Below are 19320 nucleotides of genomic sequence, written 5' to 3' on the forward strand. Positions count from 1 at the left end.
TTAATTTTTTAAAAACATGAGAAAGAAATTCTTTATTTACGGATTCTTATTGTTTCTACTTGTTGCCGCAATCTATTATTATACCGAGCGCGGATTTTTATTAGTGATCATTATACCTATATTACTAGTAGTCGGGGTTTATAATGCGTCACAAGAAAAACACGCTATTTTACGAAACTTTCCTGTTTTGGGTTATTTCAGATATTTATTTGAAATGATCGCGCCAGAAATCCAACAGTATTTTATTGAAAGATCTACAGACGGAAAACCTTTTTCTAGAAATCAGCGTTCTTTAGTGTACCAAAGAGCTAAAAATATTGATTCGAGTACTCCGTTTGGAACTCAATTAAACTTAAATACTGAAAGTTACGAAGGAATCAAGCATTCCATTTTCCCTGCAAAAGTAAATGAAGAATTGCCTCGCGTTTTAGTGGGCGGAAAAGATTGCAAACAGCCGTATTCTGCTTCTTTATTTAATGTTTCGGCAATGAGTTTTGGTTCTTTAAGCGAACATGCCGTACGTGCAATTAACATTGGAGCACAAAAAGGAAATTTCTATCAAAATACAGGAGAAGGCGGATTGACAGAATATCATTTAGCGGGCGGCGGAGATATTACTTGGCAAATTGGAACCGGATATTTTGGATGCCGTGATGCAGAAGGAAATTTCAGCCCCGAAAACTTTAAAGAAAAGGCCAATCTTCCAAATGTAAAAATGATTGAGATTAAGCTTTCTCAAGGCGCAAAACCAGGACATGGAGGAGTTCTTCCCGCTAAAAAAAATACGGAACAAATTGCAAAAATCAGAGGTGTTGTGCCGCATACTATGATTCTTTCTCCTCCTGGACATCATGCATTTTCTGATGCAAAGGGATTGATTCATTTCATAAAACAATTACGTGATTTATCTAACGGGAAACCAATCGGATTTAAATTATGCATTGGAAATACTGCTGAGTTTGAAAACATCTGCCAAGAAATGATTAATGAAGACACTTATCCAGATTTCATTACCGTTGATGGCGCGGAAGGTGGTACTGGAGCTGCTCCGCTTGAATTTGCAGATGGTGTAGGAATGCCTTTTGAACCTGCATTAATTTTTGTGAATAAAACGTTGGTTCGTTTAGGCATTCGCGATAAAATGCGCATTATTGGAAGCGGAAAAATTATTTCTGGCTATTCTATTTTGCATGCTATTGCATTGGGTGCAGATATGTGCAACAGCGCGAGAGGATTTATGTTTTCTTTAGGCTGCATTCAAGCTTTGCGTTGTCACAATAACGAATGTCCAACGGGAGTTGCCACACAAAACAAGATGCTTATGAAAGGTTTGGTGGTTACAGATAAGTCTGAAAGAGTCTATCATTTCCATAAAAATACGCTTCACGCTGCAAACGAGCTTTTGGCTGCAGCAGGAAAAACATCGTTTGCTGATGTTGACATCAACATTTTTATGCGTGGAGATGAGTTTACTAACCTATCGGAACTTTACTTCCCAGACAATTTAAAAAATGTTACTCAGTTTTCATAAAAAAAGTCCTCTTCAAATGAAGAGGACTTTTTTTATCTGCAATTTTGGATTATAATTTTGCCGTTTCTTTACCTGCTTTTGGATTTCCCTCTAAAACCGCCAATTCATCCTGATCTACTACTTCTTGTGCTAGAATAGCATTATTGTAAGCTAAGAAATAAACATCAAACTTTACTCCTTCAGCAATAAGAGAAGTTGAAATTTGGTCATTTTTAATCATCTCTTTCAATAAATCTGGAAAAGATTCTTTGTAGGCTAATTTATTTGCATCGTTTTCTTCTAAATTGGTTTCAATCCTAATTTCGATTTTATTGTCATTTAAGAAGGCTTTTGCTGATGTGCTCGTAATACCATTTCCTTTTATAGAAACAGAATTATTGTAGTTACTTACATGTTCTTGGATTTTCTGCTTGGTATTTTTACAGCTTACTAAAAACAATGCAAAAGCAATAGCAAATGCGATTTGGGTAATTTTTTTCATAATTTTTTGGTTTAATAGTTATTTTTTAACTCAAACATAACTAATTCATAACATAAAAACAATATTCAATTGCAAAAAACACACTTATAATTCTTTGAAAACAAGCCCATTATATCTTAAAAATGAGATTTTTTGTAAGAATAAAAACGTTTCTTTTACACTTAAGTTTAGCCTTAAACATAAAAAAGTCTCTTTAAATAAGTTTTAAAGAGACTTTTAATATGTAAGAATTAAAAATGATTTGTTTTCTACAAAACTCGATTCATTATTTTAAAAAATCTTTCAATGATTCGCCTGTTAAGGTTTCTTTGTCTAAAACGGTATTATCATTTGCAAGAAAATAAACATCAAATTTTACTCCTTCTTCGATCAATTGTCTCGGAATCTCATCTTTATCGATCATCTGTTTTATCAATTTTGGAAAAGAAATAACAGCAGCCGATTTGTTAACTTCATTTTGTTCTAAATCGGTTTCAAATCGCAATTCAATTTTATCGTCATTAATGTAACCTCTTGCTGTGGTAAGCGTTACATTTTCACTTCTAAAACTTGGAGCAATGGTTTTGTTGTACGTAACAACATACTCCTGAAGTTTTTGTTTGGTATTTTTACAGCTCGCAAGCATGAGTACCATCAGTATTGCAAAGGCAATTTGGCTTATTTTCTTTAGCATAATCTTTTATTTTAGTTTCTGAAGTCTTAAAAGTGCTTCAAGATAGTAATAATCTGCGTAATTTATAGAACAATCTATCTCGCTTCCTGCAGGTTTATGTCCAGTTGAATGCAATAAAAACGCCGAATTCACATCGTGGCTCTGATAATGATCTGAAAGCGATACGATCATTTTTTTGGCTTTCGCTAAATATTCTGTTTTTAAATTTTTGTCTTTTGTATAAGAACTTAATTCTAAAAGGGCAGATGAAACAATGGCTGCTGCCGAAGCATCTCTTGGCTCATTCGGAATGTTTGGCGCATTGAAATCCCAATACGGAATTAAATCTTCTGTTGTTAATTTATCCAAATAAACACGAGCTAGTTTATGAGCAAAATCTAAAAACTTAGTGTCTTTTGTTTCTCTGTAGGTCATTGTAAAACCATAAATGGCCCACGCTTGTCCGCGTGCCCACATACTTTCATCACTATATCCTTGCGCTGTTCTTCCTTTTATTTTTTTTCCAGTTTCAAAATCGTAGATAACAACGTGATAAGAAGTATTATCCGGTCTAAAATGATTTGCCATTGTAGTTTCGGCATGTTTTACCGCAATATCATAAAGTTTTTTGCTGCCTCCATTTTTTGAAGCCCAAAACAAAAGCTCCAAATTCATCATATTATCAATAATCGTATTGTGACCGCCCATTTTATTGTGCGGCCAAGATTGGATTGTTCCCACTTTCGGATTAAAAAGTGTCGCAAGCGTATCGGCAGTTTTTAGAATGATTTCTTTGTATGCCGCGTTTTTAGTCAATCGATATCCGTTTCCGAAGCTATTGAAAACCTGAAAACCTAAATCATGATCTGCCGCTTTAGTTACAGATAAAGGCGTTAAAAATCGAGTAAACCTGTCGGCTTCTTTTTCCCATTTTTTATCTTTTGTTGCTTCATACAAAAACCACAATTCGCCAGGCCAGAATCCGCTTGTCCAATCTTTGTAACCAACAAATTTCCATTCTTTACTTCCGTTTGGAACTGTTCGTGGAGAAGTTCCGTCATTCGGAATTACTTGTAAAGTTTTTGAAGCTTGTTCTGCGCAATAATCCAATTGCTTTTTAACATTAAACGAATTGTCTTTTTGAGAATAGCTTTGATTTCCTAAAAAAAACAAAGCTACCATCAGAGTAAAAATTTTTGCCTTCATGCGGTTATTTTGATAGTGAGTTAATTGAACTGATAAATTTATAAAATAAACCAAATGTATTTGAATCTTTGTATTTTTGTTTAACTAAAATCGTACAATTGTTACAGCAAAAACTAATTTTGAACAAATCAAGAATCCACTATTTCTTAGTTTTTCTCAGTATTATTTTCTTTGGAATACTTTCAAGAAAAATTTCTTTTGTCCCTTTATGGATTGGCGATTTTCTTTATGCTGTCATGATTTACTTTTTGGTTCGAGTCTTTTTTCCGTCAAAAAAGTTCTTCTTTATCATACTAGCTTCTCTTCTTATTTGTTATTGTATAGAGTTTTTACAACTTTACCAAGGCGAATGGATGGTTGAACTTAGAAAAACACTTTTTGGCAGATATGTATTAGGTCAGGGATTTTTATGGTCGGATATTCTCGCCTATACGTTCGGAATTACATTTGCTTTTATAATAGAAAAATCATTTTTAAAATAGTACCATCATGAATCTCGTTTTCGCATCCAACAACAAAAATAAAATCGCAGAAATTCAAAGCATGCTTCCTGAAAGCATTAAAATCTTAAGCTTAGAAGATATCAATTGTTTGGAAGACATTCCTGAAACTGCTGATACAATTGAAGGCAATGCCATTTTAAAAGCCGATTATGTAACTCAGAAATACGGTTACGATTGTTTTGCGGACGATACAGGATTGGAAGTTCACGCTCTAAATGGAGAACCAGGAGTATATTCTGCAAGATATGCAGGCGAGCAGAAAAATGCAGACGATAATATGAATAAGCTTTTGGACGCTTTAAAAAATGAGGAAAATCGTAGCGCCCAGTTCAAGACCGTTATCACTTTAAACCTAAAAGGAAAACAATATTTATTTACGGGAATTGCGGCAGGAGAAATTACACATGCCAAAACAGGAACAAATGGCTTTGGTTATGATCCTATTTTTAAACCTGAAAATTTTAATGAAACCTTTGCAGAACTGCCGTTAGAAACCAAAAACACTATAGGTCACCGCGGAAAAGCCGTTAAGCAACTCATTGATTTTCTGAATACCACAAAATAATTGTTTCAAATACAACATTTTAAGCTCTAAATTTTACATTTCACGACGTAATTTTTAATCATTTTGGAGGTTTCTGACGAAAAATCATTACAACAAAACAGTAACTTTTTGATAATCAAATCATAACAAATCCATAAATCTTAAAATTGCATTAGTTTATCTGAATAATTAGCTGTAATTTTGCACCCTATTTTAAATACATATATGAATAAATTTGAACAATTAGGATTGAATGAATCGTTACTGAAGGCGATTTTAGATCTAGGATTTGAAAATCCGTCAGAGGTACAGGAAAAGGCGATTCCCCTATTATTGGAAAAAGACACAGATATGGTTGCGTTGGCTCAAACAGGGACAGGGAAAACGGCAGCTTTCGGTTTTCCGCTAATTCAAAAAATTGATGCTGACAATAGAAACACACAAGCATTAGTTTTATCGCCAACACGAGAACTTTGTTTACAGATTACCAACGAACTTAAAAACTACTCAAAATACGAAAAAGGTATTAATGTGGTAGCAGTTTACGGCGGGGCTAGTATTACAGAGCAAGCCAGAGAGATTAAAAGAGGAGCACAAATCATTGTGGCTACTCCGGGGAGAATGCAAGACATGATTAACAGAGGTTTAGTTAACATTAAAAATATAGATTACTGTATTCTTGATGAGGCTGATGAGATGTTAAACATGGGATTCTATGACGACATCGTATCTATCTTATCAGATACTCCAGATGAAAAAAGTACATGGTTGTTTTCTGCAACTATGCCGCAAGAGGTTGCTAGAATTGCAAAACAATTCATGAGCGAACCATTAGAAATCACTGTAGGAACTAAAAATTCAGGTTCTTCTACAGTATCTCACGAATTTTACTTAGTAAATGCTCGTGATCGTTACGAAGCTTTAAAACGTTTAGCTGATGCTAATCCAGACATTTTCTCAGTAGTTTTCTGTCGTACAAAAAGAGACACGCAAGCTATTGCAGAAAAATTAATTGAAGATGGTTATAGCGCTGCTGCGTTACACGGAGATTTATCTCAGGCGCAACGTGATGGTGTAATGAAATCATTCCGTGGAAGACAAATTCAGATGCTTGTTGCTACTGACGTTGCTGCACGTGGTATTGATGTTGATAATGTAACTCACGTTGTAAACTACCAATTACCTGACGAAATCGAAACGTACAACCACCGTTCTGGACGTACTGGTAGAGCAGGAAAATTAGGTACTTCTATTGTAATCGTTACAAAAAGCGAGTTACGTAAAATTTCTTCTATCGAGAGAATCATCAAACAGAAATTTGAAGAAAAATCTATTCCATCTGGAATTGAAATCTGCGAAATTCAGTTATTGCACTTAGCAAACAAAATTAAAGATACTGAGGTTGATCACGAAATTGACAACTATTTGCCAGCAATCAACAATGTTCTTGAAGATTTATCTAAAGAAGAATTGATTAAGAAAATGGTATCAGTAGAATTTAACCGTTTCATCGCATACTACAAAAAGAACAGAGATATTTCTGTATCTGGTGGCGAAAGACGCGAAAGAGGTGATTCTGAACCAAGAGAATTCAGTAATAATGGCGCAGTTCGTTATTTCGTAAACATTGGTTCTAGAGACAACTTCGATTGGATGTCATTAAAAGATTACTTAAAAGAAACATTAGATTTAGGTCGTGATGATATCTTTAAAGTAGATGTAAAAGAAGGATTCTCTTTCTTTAATACTGATCCTCAATTTACTGATAAAGTAATGGATGTTTTAAACAACGTTCAATTAGAAGGTCGTCGTATTAATGTTGAGATTTCTAAAAATGATGGCGGAGGAAGACGTGACCACAACAACCGTGGAGGAAGACGTGATTCTGGCAGAAGAGATGGAAACTTTGCTCCAAGACGTGAAGGCGGATTCAGAGGCGATAGAAATTCTTCTAGAGACGGAGGTTCACGCGATGGCGGATCTCGTGACGGAGGTTTTAGAAGCGACAGAAACTCATCTTCAAGAAGAGAAGGCGGTTTTAGAAGTTCTGCTCCTAGAAGCGAAGGCGGATCAGATAGAGCTCCAAGACGTTCTGAAAACTTTGGCGATAGCTCAAGACCAAGAAGATCTAGAAGAGATTAATAATTCGATTTCTTAAAATACAAAATCCCAAATTCCAAATATAACTGGAACTTGGGATTTTTTTTATCTCTGAATTTCAGACTCCGTAAATGAGTTTTGTAACTCAAGACAATACCAATTAATCTTTACTACCCTTTTTATTTAATTCAAAAAAGCAATACTGCAGCCTTTGTTAATTTTCTTATAATTAAATTCCCAGACTGCGAGATATTTAATCCCGATTTACTACTTTTAGAGCTTTAAATCAGGATATGAAATATTTCGCAGTTTTCTTTTTTACACTTCTCGCTAACTTTGGATTTGCGCAAGATACGCAACCAACAGTTCCACAAAGAGTTTCAGGTTATGTTATTAATGACAACAGCAAACAGCCGCTTGCTGGCGTAAATATCATTAACACCAATAAAGTGCGTGGTGCAAAATCTGACGAAAAAGGATATTTTGAAATTGACGTGCAGGTCAACGACACGCTTCACTTTTCTATTCTAGGATTTCAATCGCTAAGAATCAGAGTAACAAATGACTGGATCAAAAATAAAGTAACCAGAATTCAACTTACTGAAAAAGCAATTGCTTTGGAAGAAGTGGTTATTGCTCCTTTTTCTTTGACCGGATATCTTGAAATTGACTCTAAATTAATTCCAACAAAAGAAAACTATCGTTATAGCATTTCTGGTCTTACACAAGGTTACGAAGCTGGAGAATATGCGCCAAATGCATTTGGAAAAGTTCTCGGTTCCATCTTCAACCCTGCCGATATGCTCTATAATTTCTTTGGAAAAAATGGAAAAGAACTCAAGAAGCTGAAGGAAATGAAAAAGGATGATACCGTACGAACGCTTTTAGAATCAAAATACGATCGTGAAACGGTGGCCGTATTATTAGGCATTAGCAAGGATGAAATTCCAGAAATTATGCAGCGTTGCAATTATTCTGATTCTTTCATTCAAACTGCAAACGACCTCCAGATTATGGATGCAATCAGTGCTTGTTATGAACAATATAAAGTTTTGAAACGAAATTAAAATCATAACATAAAAAATCAATCCTCATTTTAAAATTGAGGATTTTTTTTGTTTTAAATGTAACTACTCACCAACCAAAACCACAAAAAAATGTCTACAATACCATTTCAGACGATTGATTGGAGTCAAATCGAAAAAACAGAACACACTGGAGAAACTGGAACTGCTTACTGGCAAACCATACAATTAGGCAGTTTGCGTGTTCGAAAAGTGGTTTACAGTAAAAATTATCTTGCTGATCATTGGTGTCAAAAAGGACACATTGTACATTGCTTAGAAGGAGCTTTTATAAGCGAACTAGGAAACGGCGAAAAAATAACATTCACCAAAGGAATGACTTATATCGTTTCTGATGACATGAGTTCTCATCGTTCTATTACAGCAAAAGGAGTCGAACTGCTTATAATAGATGGGGATTTTTTAATTTAAAACTAAGTCTCAGTTTACAGTCTCAGTTGCAGTTTTATACAAACTGAACACTGAGACTGCGACTGAAATCTTATTATTTAACTGGAATATTAGAAAGAATTTCTAATACAAATTTCCAATATTTCTGTGCAGATGAAATACTTGCTCTTTCGTCCGGTGAGTGTGCTCCGTGAATTGTTGACCCAAAAGAAATCATATCCATATCTGGGTAATTCGTTCCTAAAATTCCACATTCTAAGCCAGCATGACAAGCTACAACTTTAGGCTGTTCGCCATTTTGTTTTTCGTAAATTTCTTTTAAAACTTCTAAAATCTCAGAGTTTACGTTTGGCGTCCATCCTGGATAAGAACCTGAAAGTTCTACTTCACATCCAACCAATTCGAAAGCAGAGCGCAACGAATTAGCCAAATCAAATTTTGAAGATTCAACAGAAGAACGCGTCAAACATCCTACTAAGATTTCTCCATCTTTAATCACTACACGAGCAATATTATTTGAAGTTTCAACTAAGTCAGCCATATCAGCACTCATTTTATAAACTCCATTTTGAGCCGCATAAATCGCTCTAATAATTCCTTCTTGAACTCCTAAGTCCATTACCTTTTCAGGCAAATCACCTTTTACGATTTCAATAGTTAGATTCGGTTCCGTTGTTTTGTATTCTGCTTTGATATCAGAAATAATTTCTTGTATATCGTATACGTAAGCCTCATCAAACATTTGAGAAATAATTACTTTAGCAACACTTTCTCTCGGAATTGCATTTCTAAGACTTCCTCCGTTAATTTCTACAATCTGCAAACCAAAGTTTTCAAATGCATCAAACAACAAACGATTCATTATTTTGTTTGCGTTTCCTAAACCTTTATGAATATCCATTCCCGAATGTCCTCCGTTTAGACCCTTTACCGTAATGGTATAACCTACAGAACCTTCTGGAACTTCTTCTTCATGATATGTTCTAGTTGCTGTTACATCAATTCCTCCAGCACATCCGATATCAATTTCATCGTCTTCTTCTGTATCTAAATTCAATAAAATCTGACCTTGCAAAATACCGCCTTTCAGGTTTAAAGCACCTGTCATTCCTGTCTCCTCATCAACAGTAAACAAAGCTTCGATTGCAGGATGCGGAATATCTTTACTTTCCAGAATAGCCATAATCGTTGCTACTCCTAGCCCATTATCAGCCCCAAGTGTAGTGCCACGTGCACGAACCCAGTCACCATCCACATACATATCGATTCCTTGCGTATCAAAATCGAAAACAGTATCTGCATTTTTTTGATGCACCATATCTAAATGCCCCTGCATAACAATTGGCTTGCGATTTTCCATTCCTGGAGTAGCTGGTTTTCTGATTATTACATTTCTGATTTCATCTTCGAAAGTTTCTAAACCTAAACTGTTTCCAAAGTTCTTCATGAACTCAATTACACGCTCTTCTTTTTTTGATGGACGCGGAACGGCATTTAGATCTGCGAATTTGTTCCAAAGTGCTTTTGGTTCCAGATTTCTTATTTCTTGACTCATTATATTTTGTTTGATGTTTAACAATTATAAGTCTCAAAGTTACAAAGTTTCAAAGTCTTTTCGCCACGAATTCCACGAATTAGCACTAATCCTATTGAAATAAAAATACAATTCCACAAATACTTTTTTGTTACATTTATTAGAAAACTATTAAATAACGGAAATTAGTAGAATTTCTACTAAACTTTTTTATCGGTTAATATTTGTATCTATATTTACTTATCTAAAAATTGTACTGTGAAATCAAAATACGTTTTACCTTTATTCCTTCTTGTTCAGATTATTTTTTATAGAATCCTTCCGTACTTTCCTGATTTTGTAGAAGGCTTTTACAGCAAGAATTTATTCGTTAGGATTTCTCATTTTTCGAGAACAGTTTTAGGTAAAATTCCATTTTCTGTTGGAGATATTTTTTACGCGGTTTTGATGATCTCCATTATTAGCTGGTTTTGGAGAATTAGAAAAACATGGAGTACAGATTGGAAAGATCATCTTTTAAAAATATTAGGCAAAATCTCTGTTTATTACTTTTTCTTTCATTTGCTTTGGGCTTTCAATTATTATCGAGAACCTCTTTTTCAAAAAATGGAAATAAGACGAGAATATACAGACGCTGATTTATTAGCTTTTACAAAAAGATTGATTGCAAAAACGAATGAAATTCAATTTCAAATTACAAAAAATAATAATTCAAAGATCGTTTTTCCTTATTCTCAACAAGAAGCTTTTCTGATGAATATAAATGGATATAAAAATTTATCCAAAGATTATCCCTACTTTGAGTATCAAACTTTAAGCGTAAAAAAATCATTATTTAGCCTACCATTGAGTTATATGGGTTTTGGAGGTTATTTAAATCCATTTACAAATGAAGCTCAGGTGAACCATTTATTACCAATGTACAATTTTCCACAAACGACTTGTCATGAAATGGCGCATCAAATTGGCTTTGCAAGCGAAAGTGAATGCAACTTTATTGGGGTCTTGGCAACTACACGAAATGACAATCCTTACTTTAAATATTCTGGTTATACTTTGACTCTTAGCTATTGTTTAGGCATTTGGCATCAAAAAAATGAGCAGGTTTACAAACAATTAATAAAATCCGTTAATCCAGGTATTTTAAAAAATTATCAGGAAGATTATGATTTCAGTAAAAAATACAAAAGTCCCGCAGAACCTTTTTTCAAATTTTTATATGACAATTTCTTGAAATCTAACAATCAGAAAGACGGAATGGACAGTTACAGCAAGTTTATCGATTTGATGATTAATTATTATAAAACGAGAAAATTATAAGTTGGCCACAGATTTAAATGATTAAAAGGATAATAAAGTCTTTCCCTTATTATTCTCAAAAAATAAAAATCATTTAAATCTTTTTAATCAATGGCAAAAAAAAAATAGAACACCAACTGTAACAAAAATGATTTCATAAGTACTAATATAAATATGAGCGGAAATCTAGAACAATCATTTGTTGCGCAGCTGCAGGCAAATCAGAATATAATCCACAAGATTTGTAGATTATATACTGATGGTGAAGACGCACACAAAGATCTGTTTCAAGAAATCACTATTCAGCTCTGGAAAGCTTATCCAAAATTTAGAGGCGACAGTAAATTTTCGACCTGGACGTATCGTGTTGCCTTAAACACAGCAATTACCTTATACCGAAAAACCAAAAGAACTATATCTACCGTAGATTATGAAAACCATCAGCATTTTGTAAAAGATGTTGACTACAATTATGAAGAAGAAGAACAGATTAAACTGATGTATAAAGCAGTTTATCAATTGAATGACATCGAAAAGGCATTAGTTTTTATGTATTTAGAAGACAAAGATTATCAAGAAATAGCTGAAACCTTAGGAATCAGTGAAGTGAATGCGCGCGTGAAAATGAACAGAATTAAGGGGAAACTTAAAAAAATACTAAATCCTTAAAAATTATTATGAAAGAACTGGATTTACTAAAAAAAGACTGGCAAAAGAACTCTGATTCTTTTCAACAAATTTCTGAAACTGAAATCTATAAGATGATTCACAAAAAATCATCATCTATTGTAAAATGGATTTTGATTATCAGCATTTTGGAAATTTCTTTCTGGACGTTTTCAAACTTATTTATCAATACAGATGATGTATTGCATAAAATTAATCATCCTGAGATTGTTACTGCTTTAGAATTTCTTACCTACTTCAATTATGTTGTAGTACTTATTTTTGTTTACATTTTCTACAAAAACTATAAAACCATTTCGACTATAGTAGCCACAAAATCTTTGATGAGCGCTATTTTAAAGACTCGTAAAACAGTTCAATACTATGTTTGGTACAATTTAGGAATGATTGTGATTACCGCTATCTTGAGTTTCTTTATTGCTTTTGTCTATAATCCGGATATGGAATTCCTTAGAGAAAAATTGGCCATGAACGGAAAAGCAATGTTCGTAACAATCGGCATATTATTCCTAGTAATTTTAGGTTTCTTCGGATTGTTCTGGTGTTTCTACAGAATTATCTATGGAACGCTTTTACGCAGATTGTATGCGAATTATAAAGAGCTGAAGAAGATAGATTTCTAAAGATGCTAAGATTCTGAGATTCTAAGGTTCTAAGTTTTTTTTTAAGTTACAAAATAACAGAGTAACAGAGTTTCTCTAACTTTAAACCTGAAACTTGAAACAAGAAAAAACTAAATTAGTAATCCCATTGTCTCATTTTATTAAGTTCTTCTTGTGCTTTGATTTCTTCGGCTGGAATAACTTTTAAAAATGAAGGGTGCTGTTCTATTGCGTATTCTACTTTTTCAACGATTTGTTCGATTGTGTCGTTTTCATAATCAATATCGAGCGGTTCTTTGATGATGAAAGATTGCAGGATTCCTTTTTTCTTCATTCGAAGACCTTTTTTATCGAATGATCTTCTGAAACCATCAATTACAATAGGAATAACGATTGGTTTGTGCTGCTTGATAATATGTGCAGTTCCTTTACGAACTGGTTTAAACGATTTTGTAGTTCCTTGCGGAAAAGTAATAACCCAACCGTCTTCAAGTGCTATTCTGATGTTTTCGGTATCGTTAGGGTTTACTTCTCGTTTTTCTGTTACATCAACACCTTTCGCACGCCAAGTTCTTTCGACGGTAATTGCACCTACATAAGCTAAAATTCTTGGCAATAAACCCGCTTGCATCGTCTCTTTAGCAGCAACATAATAGATATTCATCTTTGGCTGCCACAAATAACCAATATTCTTAATTGTGTCCTGACGTCCTGATAAACTGGCATTAAAGACATGAAACATCGCTACAACGTCTGCAAAATAAGTCTGGTGATTGGAAATAAACAAAACATTAGTATCTGGAAGTGTTTTAATAATTTCAGATCCTTCAATCTGCAATTCATTAAAACCTCTATATCGCTTATGAGTCATCGCACCTAGAACTCGGATTAACCATTTCTTGATGAATAATATATGCCCAAAAGGATTTCGTTTAAACAATCCCATAACTAATCTATCTTAATTTTTTTGTTAGGTCGCAAACATACAAAAATTATTCTTTTAGCAACACTATAAAACAATTTCTCGAATTAACAGTTATCCAAATGAATATCAAATCATTAAATAAACTTTATTAAATTTATTTTGCAATAGCAGTGTTTAAAACATCTCGCAATTCACTCAAAATCATTGCTGTGGCTCCCCAAACAACATGGTTTTGAATATTAAAGGCAGGAACTAAAACATTTGCTCCGTAAGAAGTTGATAATCTGGCTTCGATAATAATATCGTCATTTAAAAAAACAGACAAAGGCAGTTCAATAATTCCGGCTACTTCTCGGATATCAGGATAAAAAGAAAGTTCTTCTGTTGCAATTCCTAAAAAAGGATGCACTAAAAAGTTACTTGGCGGAATATACATAGGAGAGAAATGTTTAACAATATCAATCTTATCTCTTGGAATTCCTACCTCTTCGTGGGTTTCTCTAAGTGCTGTGGTTTCAAAATTTAAATCTTCCTTTTCATACTTTCCTCCTGGAAATGCAATCTGAGCCGAATGAACTCCATCATAAGCATTTCTAACAATCAAAACCAAATGTGTTTTTTCCTGTTTTGGATAAAACAGCATCATTACGCCTGCCATTCTAGCGTTTAGCGCATCAATATCAAGATTTTTTAATCCCTCCACACGCTCTTTTGGAGCCATTTTTAAGTGTGATGTCACTGCTGGCAATTCTATCGGAATTATATTGGGAACATATTTCAAAAAGTCTTGAAAATTCATAATCAAAGCTTATTTTTGTACTTTCAAATAAAACATAAATATACTTCAGAAAACGCAGTACCGCAAGTTTTCTAATCTTAAAGCCTAAAAAAATGTACAGCAGAGAAGAATCGCAAAGAATAAAAAGAGAATTTTGGGTAGCATTTGCCGAAAAATATCCTCGTAAATGGGTGCTTTACGATACGAAGATTAAAGATTTTTCTTTTAAATTTTATGTTGACAATAAAAAAGCGCAGGTCTTAATTGATATTGAACAAAGAAGTGACGAGAAACGCTACGCTTACTTCGAAAAATTGGAAGCTTTAAAAAATATTTTGGAAGAAGAATTTATCAAAGATTTAGTTTTTGAGAAAAATTATACGCTAGAAAGTGGTAAAAACATCAGTAGAATTTGGGTTGAAAAATCGGGTGTAGGTTTCAGCAATAGAAATACTTGGGATACTATTTTTGATTTTTTCAACGAAAATATGCACGCTCTAGAAATGTTCTATTTAGAATATGATGAGTTTATTAAGGATGTGGAGAATTGAGGCTCTGAGGTTCTGAGATGCTAAGGTACTGAGATCCTAAGACCCTAAGCTTCTTCTCTTTGAGTTTATATAGCAAACCCGACAGGTTTTAAAAACCTGTCGGGTTTATTAATTCAAGTTCTAAAAAAACTTAGCATCTCAGCATCTTAGAAACTTAGTATCTTAACTACACCGTAATAATATTATACACAATAATATGATCGTCGTAATTGATATAAAGCTGTTTGCGGTAGTCTTGTTTTTTACGGGTAATGATGGATAGTTTGCATTCTTTTCCATCATTGTCTTTACACATAAAAGAATATACAATATCGGTATCGTTTTCTTCTCTTTCGATGTAATTTAAAATATTATAAAGCTGGATTTCCTGAGAGTAAACTACAATTCTATGTTTATTGGTATCTAAAACAACTGAAAGATTTACTAAATCTAGATTGGACCATTCGCCCCATTTCCCTCTTTCGTTTTTTTCTAGAACGCTAAAACCTGAAGTTTTAAAATGATATGACTGACTTTGAACCTGTTGAAATCCAAACCCTAAAAAAAGTAATAGTATATATATGCGTATAGAATTCATAAATTATTTCTTGCAGTCAATTAAAACTCAAATGTAGTCTTTTCTTTGGATGCGACTTCAAATTCGGCTATCATTTGTTGAATAATTTCTTCAACAGGTAAGATCTCATGAATCAGTCCTGCGACTTGCCCAATCTCCAATTCTCCCTCATCCAAATCTCCTTCAAACATTCCTTTTTTGGCTCTTGCTCTTCCTAAAAGCTGAACCAATTCTTCTTTCGATGGACATTTTTGATACAAATCCTGAACATCCTGATAGAATTTGTTTTTCACCAATCTTACAGGAGCCAATTCTTTCAAAGTCAGCTGCGTACCTCCTTCTAAAGTATTAACTATCGTATCCTTAAAATTATTGTGTGCCGAAGATTCTACAGATGCAGCAAAACGGCTCCCAACCTGAACACCATCTGCTCCTAAGACCATTGCTGCAAGCATTCCTCTTCCTGTTGCAATTCCGCCAGCTGCGATTAAAGGAATTTGTATTTTCTCCCTCACCATCGGAATCAATGTCAATGTTGTAGTTTCTTCACGTCCGTTGTGTCCGCCTGCTTCAAAACCTTCCGCTACAACGGCATCAACTCCAACATCTTGCGCTTTTAGAGCAAAAACACTGCTGCTTACTACGTGGACAACGGTAATACCTTTTTCTTTCAAAAAAGAAGTCCACGTTTTCGGATTTCCAGCCGAAGTAAAAACGATTTTTACACCTTCATCGACCACAATATTCATGATTTCCTCAATGTTAGGATACAACATCGGAATATTAACACCAAAAGGCTTATCGGTTGCTTTTTTACATTTCTGAATATGTTCTCTTAAAACCTCTGGATACATAGAACCTGCTCCGATAAGTCCTAAACCTCCGGCATTGCTTACTGCCGAAGCCAATTTATAACCACTGTTCCAAATCATTCCGCCTTGAATGATTGGGTATTTTATATTGAAAAGCTGGGTGATTTTATTCATTAAAATTATTGCTTGATGATCTTCCCTGTTTTATGCAGATTATCGGCATCAAAACTATAAATATACAGTCCGCTTTGCAGAGATTGTAAGGAAAGAACTGGATTTGAATTATTGATTTTTTCTTCGATTAATTTTTGCCCTAAAATAGAATAAATAGTTACCGATACTGTATTATTTTCATTTAAAAAAGAAAAAGAAACCTCATTTTTAACTGGATTTGGATATACAGAAAACGAAGCTTCTGCAATAAAGCTGTCGACGCTTAATGCTGTACCAAAATTCGGAATCCCATATCCGTAATTATTATCTGGATTAGTATATCTATCGGCAGAAGCCAAAATCATTTGTCTGATTTGCTTATTTGTTTTCGTTGGAAAAGCCTGCCATAAAGAAGCAGCCATTCCCGCCATTATCGGACACGAAAAAGAAGTTCCGCTTGCAGTTACAATATTTCCATTCGGATCAGAAACTACTGCTGCAGCTCCCTGCGCCATAACATCTGGTTTTATTCTGCCATCATAACTTGGTCCAATTGAACTAGAGCTCGCTTTTACTTTAGCTGCAGTAACAGAACCAATAGCTAAAACAGAGACAGCATCAGCCGGAGCTCCAATATGTTTTTCTACTTGTGTACCTTCATTTCCTGCTGAAGCTAAAACCAAAATTCCTTTACTGAAAGCATTTTCAGCGCCACGAGAAATAAAAGTAGTAACTCCATTCATATCACTATAAGTGTGATTATACCTAGCTTCATCACGATCAAGAAAATACCCGAGAGAAGTCGTGATAATATCGACACCCAAAGCGTCAGCTTTCTCCGCTGCTTCAACCCAAAGCGATTCTTCAAGCGGATTTTCTTGAGCATCAATTTCAGTAATAAAAAGATAATATGAAGCATTTGGAGCCGTTCCTATCAAAGCATTTTCTTTGTAACCGCCCATTGTAGAGAGCACTTTTGTTCCGTGGTCGCCTCCTGCGTAGAAATTAGCATTTCGAGTAGTGTAATCGTAACCTCCCAGAATTTTATTATTATTTCGAAGATTTTCAAACGGCTGAGCAGTATTAACTCCCGGAAATCCAGCATCTAAAACAGCAATAACTTTACCTTCTCCTGTATAATTCTGCTGATGTAAAACCTGCCCATTCAACATCTGAATTTGATTGGCTGAATTACCGTAAGCATAATCAATAGCGGTTTGTGATTGCTTTTTTGTCTGATTGATTGCAGTTTCAGAAACTTTTTTCCCTGTAGTGTTTAAAGTTCTATCTGCAAATTCTACTTTTTGAACGAACGCTAAAGACTTTAAAGCATTAATATTAGCCTGACTTCCTTGAATATGCAGTGCATTCAGCCATTTTGATTGCGCTTTTACCGTAATTCCCGTACTTGTCGTAATTTGATTTACATACGAAGTTTCTAATGGGGCATCTGTAATATCCAAAGCGATATTTTGGTTCGTTCTTCGATCCAGAGCTCTTTGCGAAAGCTCGGTTAACGGATTATCATAAAAAGCCTGCGCATTAGGTTTTCCGTTAAAATAAACCCATGCATCTTCTTGTGCAAATACCGTAAACGAAAGAAGTAATAAAAGAAAAGTAAAGTTATATCTCATCCATTTATACCTTTAAGGGATTTAGTCCCAAATAAAGTATAAAGCTAAGAAATTACTCCCGAACCAACTAATTCATTTTCTAAATACCAAGCAACAAATTGTCCTTCTGTAATAGCAGACTGCGGCTCTTCAAACTCTACATACATTCCGTCTTCAAATTGATACAAAATGGCTTTTTGCAAAGGCTGACGGTAACGAATTCTTGCCATTACTTCCATTTTTTCTCCTGCTTTCAGCGTCATATCTTCTCTAATCCAGTGTACTTCAGATTTTCCAACAAAAAGTGCTTTTTTAAACAAACCTGGGTGTTGGCTTGACAAACCTGTGTAAATAGTATTCGTTTCAACATCAGTTGCAATTACAAATAAAGGATCTGTTGTTCCTCCCACATTTAAACCTTTTCTTTGTCCAACGGTAAAATAATGGGCTCCTTGATGTTTTCCAACCACTTTTCCCATTGTTGGGATATAATCTAATTTTCGAGATTCTAGTTTTAATCGCTCTTCCAAAGAAAGTCCGTTTGTGTTTTCAGTAACATAAATCGGATCGTTTTTATCAACTTGAACAATTTTACCTTCCTTTGGCTGTAGTTTTTGCTGTAAAAATTCTGGAAGACGAACTTTTCCAATAAAACACAAACCTTGTGAATCTTTCTTCTCAGCTGTAACCAATTCCATTTCAGCAGCAATTTCGCGCACTTCTGGTTTGGTTAAAGCACCAATAGGAAACAATGCTTTAGATAATTGTTCTTGCGATAATTGGCATAAGAAATACGATTGATCTTTATTATTGTCAACTCCGGCAATTAATTGATAAACTGGCTTTCCGTCAACTTCAATTTCGCTTTTTTGGCAATAATGTCCCGTAGCCACATAATCTGCACCAAGACTTAAGGCAATTTTCATAAACACATCAAATTTGATTTCGCGGTTACAAAGCACGTCAGGATTTGGAGTTCTTCCTTTCTCGTATTCGTTGAACATATAATCAACAATTTTTTCTTTGTATTCTTCGCTCAAATCAACAGTTTGAAACGGTATACCCAATTTTTCAGCAACAAGCAAAGCATCGTTACTGTCTTCAAGCCAAGGACATTCGTTTGAGATAGTAACCGAATCATCGTGCCAATTCTTCATAAAAAGGCCAATTACTTCGTATCCTTGTTGTTGCAATAAATAAGCTGCAACACTAGAATCTACTCCACCTGAAAGTCCAACAACTACTCGTTTCATTTTGAAATGTTTAATTTTTTAAGGTTGCAAAGGTACACCAAATAATAGAAAATTTTACAAAGGTT

General features: G+C 34.3%; 20 protein-coding genes. 10 read left to right on the forward strand and 10 right to left on the reverse strand.

Annotated features, from left to right (window positions below):
- Positions 1-16 precede the first annotated feature (16 nt).
- Positions 17-1531: an FMN-binding glutamate synthase family protein gene (locus J7574_RS15500; protein ID WP_290970332.1), complete on the forward strand. Its 1515-nt coding sequence runs from the start codon at positions 17-19 to the stop codon at positions 1529-1531.
- Positions 1532-1580: 49 nt separating this feature from the next.
- Here the strand turns inward: J7574_RS15500 and J7574_RS15505 are convergent, their stop codons facing one another.
- From J7574_RS15505 to J7574_RS15515, 3 genes are all read right to left on the reverse strand, one after another.
- Positions 1581-2012 (reverse strand): hypothetical protein, encoded by a 432-nt coding sequence (locus J7574_RS15505; RefSeq protein ID WP_290970335.1) that lies wholly within the window; start codon positions 2010-2012, stop codon positions 1581-1583.
- Positions 2013-2277: 265 nt separating this feature from the next.
- Positions 2278-2685: a hypothetical protein gene (locus J7574_RS15510; protein WP_290970338.1), complete on the reverse strand. Its 408-nt coding sequence runs from the start codon at positions 2683-2685 to the stop codon at positions 2278-2280.
- A gap of 6 nt (positions 2686-2691) precedes the next feature.
- Positions 2692-3870 (reverse strand): glycoside hydrolase family 88 protein, encoded by a 1179-nt coding sequence (locus J7574_RS15515; protein WP_290970341.1) that lies wholly within the window; start codon positions 3868-3870, stop codon positions 2692-2694.
- Positions 3871-3989: 119 nt separating this feature from the next.
- Here J7574_RS15515 and J7574_RS15520 point away from each other — a divergent pair, with 119 nt between their 5' ends.
- From J7574_RS15520 to J7574_RS15540, 5 genes are all read left to right on the forward strand, one after another.
- Positions 3990-4352, forward strand: a complete 363-nt coding sequence (locus J7574_RS15520) for a DUF2809 domain-containing protein (protein WP_290970344.1) — start codon at positions 3990-3992, stop codon at positions 4350-4352.
- A gap of 7 nt (positions 4353-4359) precedes the next feature.
- Positions 4360-4938 (forward strand): non-canonical purine NTP diphosphatase, encoded by a 579-nt coding sequence (locus J7574_RS15525; RefSeq protein ID WP_290970346.1) that lies wholly within the window; start codon positions 4360-4362, stop codon positions 4936-4938.
- Positions 4939-5142: 204 nt separating this feature from the next.
- Positions 5143-7059: a DEAD/DEAH box helicase gene (locus J7574_RS15530; RefSeq protein ID WP_290970348.1), complete on the forward strand. Its 1917-nt coding sequence runs from the start codon at positions 5143-5145 to the stop codon at positions 7057-7059.
- Positions 7060-7310: 251 nt separating this feature from the next.
- Positions 7311-8084, forward strand: a complete 774-nt coding sequence (locus J7574_RS15535) for a carboxypeptidase-like regulatory domain-containing protein (RefSeq protein WP_290970351.1) — start codon at positions 7311-7313, stop codon at positions 8082-8084.
- 90 nt (positions 8085-8174) lie between these two features.
- Entirely contained in the window at positions 8175-8513 is a 339-nt protein-coding gene (locus tag J7574_RS15540; RefSeq protein ID WP_290970354.1) for a DHCW motif cupin fold protein, read from the forward strand.
- 73 nt (positions 8514-8586) lie between these two features.
- Here the strand turns inward: J7574_RS15540 and J7574_RS15545 are convergent, their stop codons facing one another.
- Positions 8587-10047 (reverse strand): aminoacyl-histidine dipeptidase, encoded by a 1461-nt coding sequence (locus J7574_RS15545; protein WP_290970357.1) that lies wholly within the window; start codon positions 10045-10047, stop codon positions 8587-8589.
- Between the two features lie 237 nt (positions 10048-10284).
- On the opposite strand from J7574_RS15545, the gene J7574_RS15550 reads away from it, so the two are divergent.
- The 3 genes from J7574_RS15550 to J7574_RS15560 all read left to right on the forward strand — a co-directional run bounded on the left by J7574_RS15550 (position 10285) and on the right by J7574_RS15560 (position 12635).
- Entirely contained in the window at positions 10285-11346 is a 1062-nt protein-coding gene (locus J7574_RS15550) for a DUF3810 domain-containing protein (protein WP_290970359.1), read from the forward strand.
- Between the two features lie 153 nt (positions 11347-11499).
- Positions 11500-11994 (forward strand): sigma-70 family RNA polymerase sigma factor, encoded by a 495-nt coding sequence (locus J7574_RS15555; RefSeq protein WP_290970362.1) that lies wholly within the window; start codon positions 11500-11502, stop codon positions 11992-11994.
- Positions 11995-12002: 8 nt separating this feature from the next.
- The gene (locus J7574_RS15560) at positions 12003-12635 is read left to right on the forward strand and encodes a hypothetical protein (RefSeq protein ID WP_290970365.1); all 633 of its coding nucleotides are present in this window, start codon (positions 12003-12005) and stop codon (positions 12633-12635) included.
- Positions 12636-12750: 115 nt separating this feature from the next.
- Here J7574_RS15560 and J7574_RS15565 read toward each other — a convergent pair whose 3' ends face one another.
- Both J7574_RS15565 and J7574_RS15570 read right to left on the reverse strand, forming a co-directional pair.
- On the reverse strand, positions 12751-13560 hold the full coding sequence (locus tag J7574_RS15565; RefSeq protein ID WP_111366850.1) for a 1-acyl-sn-glycerol-3-phosphate acyltransferase: 810 nt from the start codon (positions 13558-13560) through the stop codon (positions 12751-12753).
- 133 nt (positions 13561-13693) lie between these two features.
- Positions 13694-14338 carry a CoA pyrophosphatase gene (locus tag J7574_RS15570; protein ID WP_290970371.1) on the reverse strand — a complete coding sequence of 215 codons (645 nt, stop codon included), beginning with the start codon at positions 14336-14338 and terminating at the stop codon, positions 13694-13696.
- A 92-nt stretch (positions 14339-14430) separates the two neighbouring features.
- On the opposite strand from J7574_RS15570, the gene J7574_RS15575 reads away from it, so the two are divergent.
- Positions 14431-14868 (forward strand): DUF4268 domain-containing protein, encoded by a 438-nt coding sequence (locus J7574_RS15575; protein ID WP_290970374.1) that lies wholly within the window; start codon positions 14431-14433, stop codon positions 14866-14868.
- A gap of 166 nt (positions 14869-15034) precedes the next feature.
- Here J7574_RS15575 and J7574_RS15580 read toward each other — a convergent pair whose 3' ends face one another.
- Genes J7574_RS15580 through mnmA form a run of 4 tightly spaced genes read right to left on the reverse strand, consistent with a single transcriptional unit; the run spans position 15035 to position 19270 of the window.
- Positions 15035-15445 carry a hypothetical protein gene (locus J7574_RS15580; RefSeq protein ID WP_290970376.1) on the reverse strand — a complete coding sequence of 137 codons (411 nt, stop codon included), beginning with the start codon at positions 15443-15445 and terminating at the stop codon, positions 15035-15037.
- A gap of 20 nt (positions 15446-15465) precedes the next feature.
- Positions 15466-16410 carry a nitronate monooxygenase gene (locus J7574_RS15585; RefSeq protein ID WP_290970379.1) on the reverse strand — a complete coding sequence of 315 codons (945 nt, stop codon included), beginning with the start codon at positions 16408-16410 and terminating at the stop codon, positions 15466-15468.
- 5 nt (positions 16411-16415) lie between these two features.
- Complete coding sequence (locus J7574_RS15590) at positions 16416-18023, reverse strand: S8 family serine peptidase (RefSeq protein WP_290970382.1); 1608 nt, start codon at positions 18021-18023, stop codon at positions 16416-16418.
- 44 nt (positions 18024-18067) lie between these two features.
- Positions 18068-19270, reverse strand: coding sequence for a tRNA 2-thiouridine(34) synthase MnmA (gene mnmA / locus J7574_RS15595; protein WP_290971158.1), 1203 nt, complete (start codon positions 19268-19270; stop codon positions 18068-18070).
- Positions 19271-19320: the final 50 nt, after the last annotated feature.

This window comes from Flavobacterium sp. (assembly GCF_017744675.1).
Taxonomy (GTDB): Bacteria; Bacteroidota; Bacteroidia; order Flavobacteriales; family Flavobacteriaceae; genus Flavobacterium.

Excerpts from the sequence above, each read along its gene's own strand:
- J7574_RS15500 (WP_290970332.1), top strand. The coding sequence starts at position 17 with ATGAGAAAGAAATTCTTTATTTACGGATTCTTATTGTTTCTACTTGTT.
- J7574_RS15505 (WP_290970335.1), bottom strand. The coding sequence starts at position 2,012 with ATGAAAAAAATTACCCAAATCGCATTTGCTATTGCTTTTGCATTGTTT.
- J7574_RS15510 (WP_290970338.1), bottom strand. The coding sequence starts at position 2,685 with ATGCTAAAGAAAATAAGCCAAATTGCCTTTGCAATACTGATGGTACTC.
- J7574_RS15515 (WP_290970341.1), bottom strand. The coding sequence starts at position 3,870 with ATGAAGGCAAAAATTTTTACTCTGATGGTAGCTTTGTTTTTTTTAGGA.
- J7574_RS15525 (WP_290970346.1), top strand. The coding sequence starts at position 4,360 with ATGAATCTCGTTTTCGCATCCAACAACAAAAATAAAATCGCAGAAATT.
- J7574_RS15530 (WP_290970348.1), top strand. The coding sequence starts at position 5,143 with ATGAATAAATTTGAACAATTAGGATTGAATGAATCGTTACTGAAGGCG.
- J7574_RS15535 (WP_290970351.1), top strand. The coding sequence starts at position 7,311 with ATGAAATATTTCGCAGTTTTCTTTTTTACACTTCTCGCTAACTTTGGA.
- J7574_RS15540 (WP_290970354.1), top strand. The coding sequence starts at position 8,175 with ATGTCTACAATACCATTTCAGACGATTGATTGGAGTCAAATCGAAAAA.
- J7574_RS15545 (WP_290970357.1), bottom strand. The coding sequence starts at position 10,047 with ATGAGTCAAGAAATAAGAAATCTGGAACCAAAAGCACTTTGGAACAAA.
- J7574_RS15555 (WP_290970362.1), top strand. The coding sequence starts at position 11,500 with ATGAGCGGAAATCTAGAACAATCATTTGTTGCGCAGCTGCAGGCAAAT.
- J7574_RS15560 (WP_290970365.1), top strand. The coding sequence starts at position 12,003 with ATGAAAGAACTGGATTTACTAAAAAAAGACTGGCAAAAGAACTCTGAT.
- J7574_RS15565 (WP_111366850.1), bottom strand. The coding sequence starts at position 13,560 with ATGGGATTGTTTAAACGAAATCCTTTTGGGCATATATTATTCATCAAG.
- J7574_RS15570 (WP_290970371.1), bottom strand. The coding sequence starts at position 14,338 with ATGAATTTTCAAGACTTTTTGAAATATGTTCCCAATATAATTCCGATA.
- J7574_RS15575 (WP_290970374.1), top strand. The coding sequence starts at position 14,431 with ATGTACAGCAGAGAAGAATCGCAAAGAATAAAAAGAGAATTTTGGGTA.
- J7574_RS15580 (WP_290970376.1), bottom strand. The coding sequence starts at position 15,445 with ATGAATTCTATACGCATATATATACTATTACTTTTTTTAGGGTTTGGA.
- J7574_RS15585 (WP_290970379.1), bottom strand. The coding sequence starts at position 16,410 with ATGAATAAAATCACCCAGCTTTTCAATATAAAATACCCAATCATTCAA.
- J7574_RS15590 (WP_290970382.1), bottom strand. The coding sequence starts at position 18,023 with ATGAGATATAACTTTACTTTTCTTTTATTACTTCTTTCGTTTACGGTA.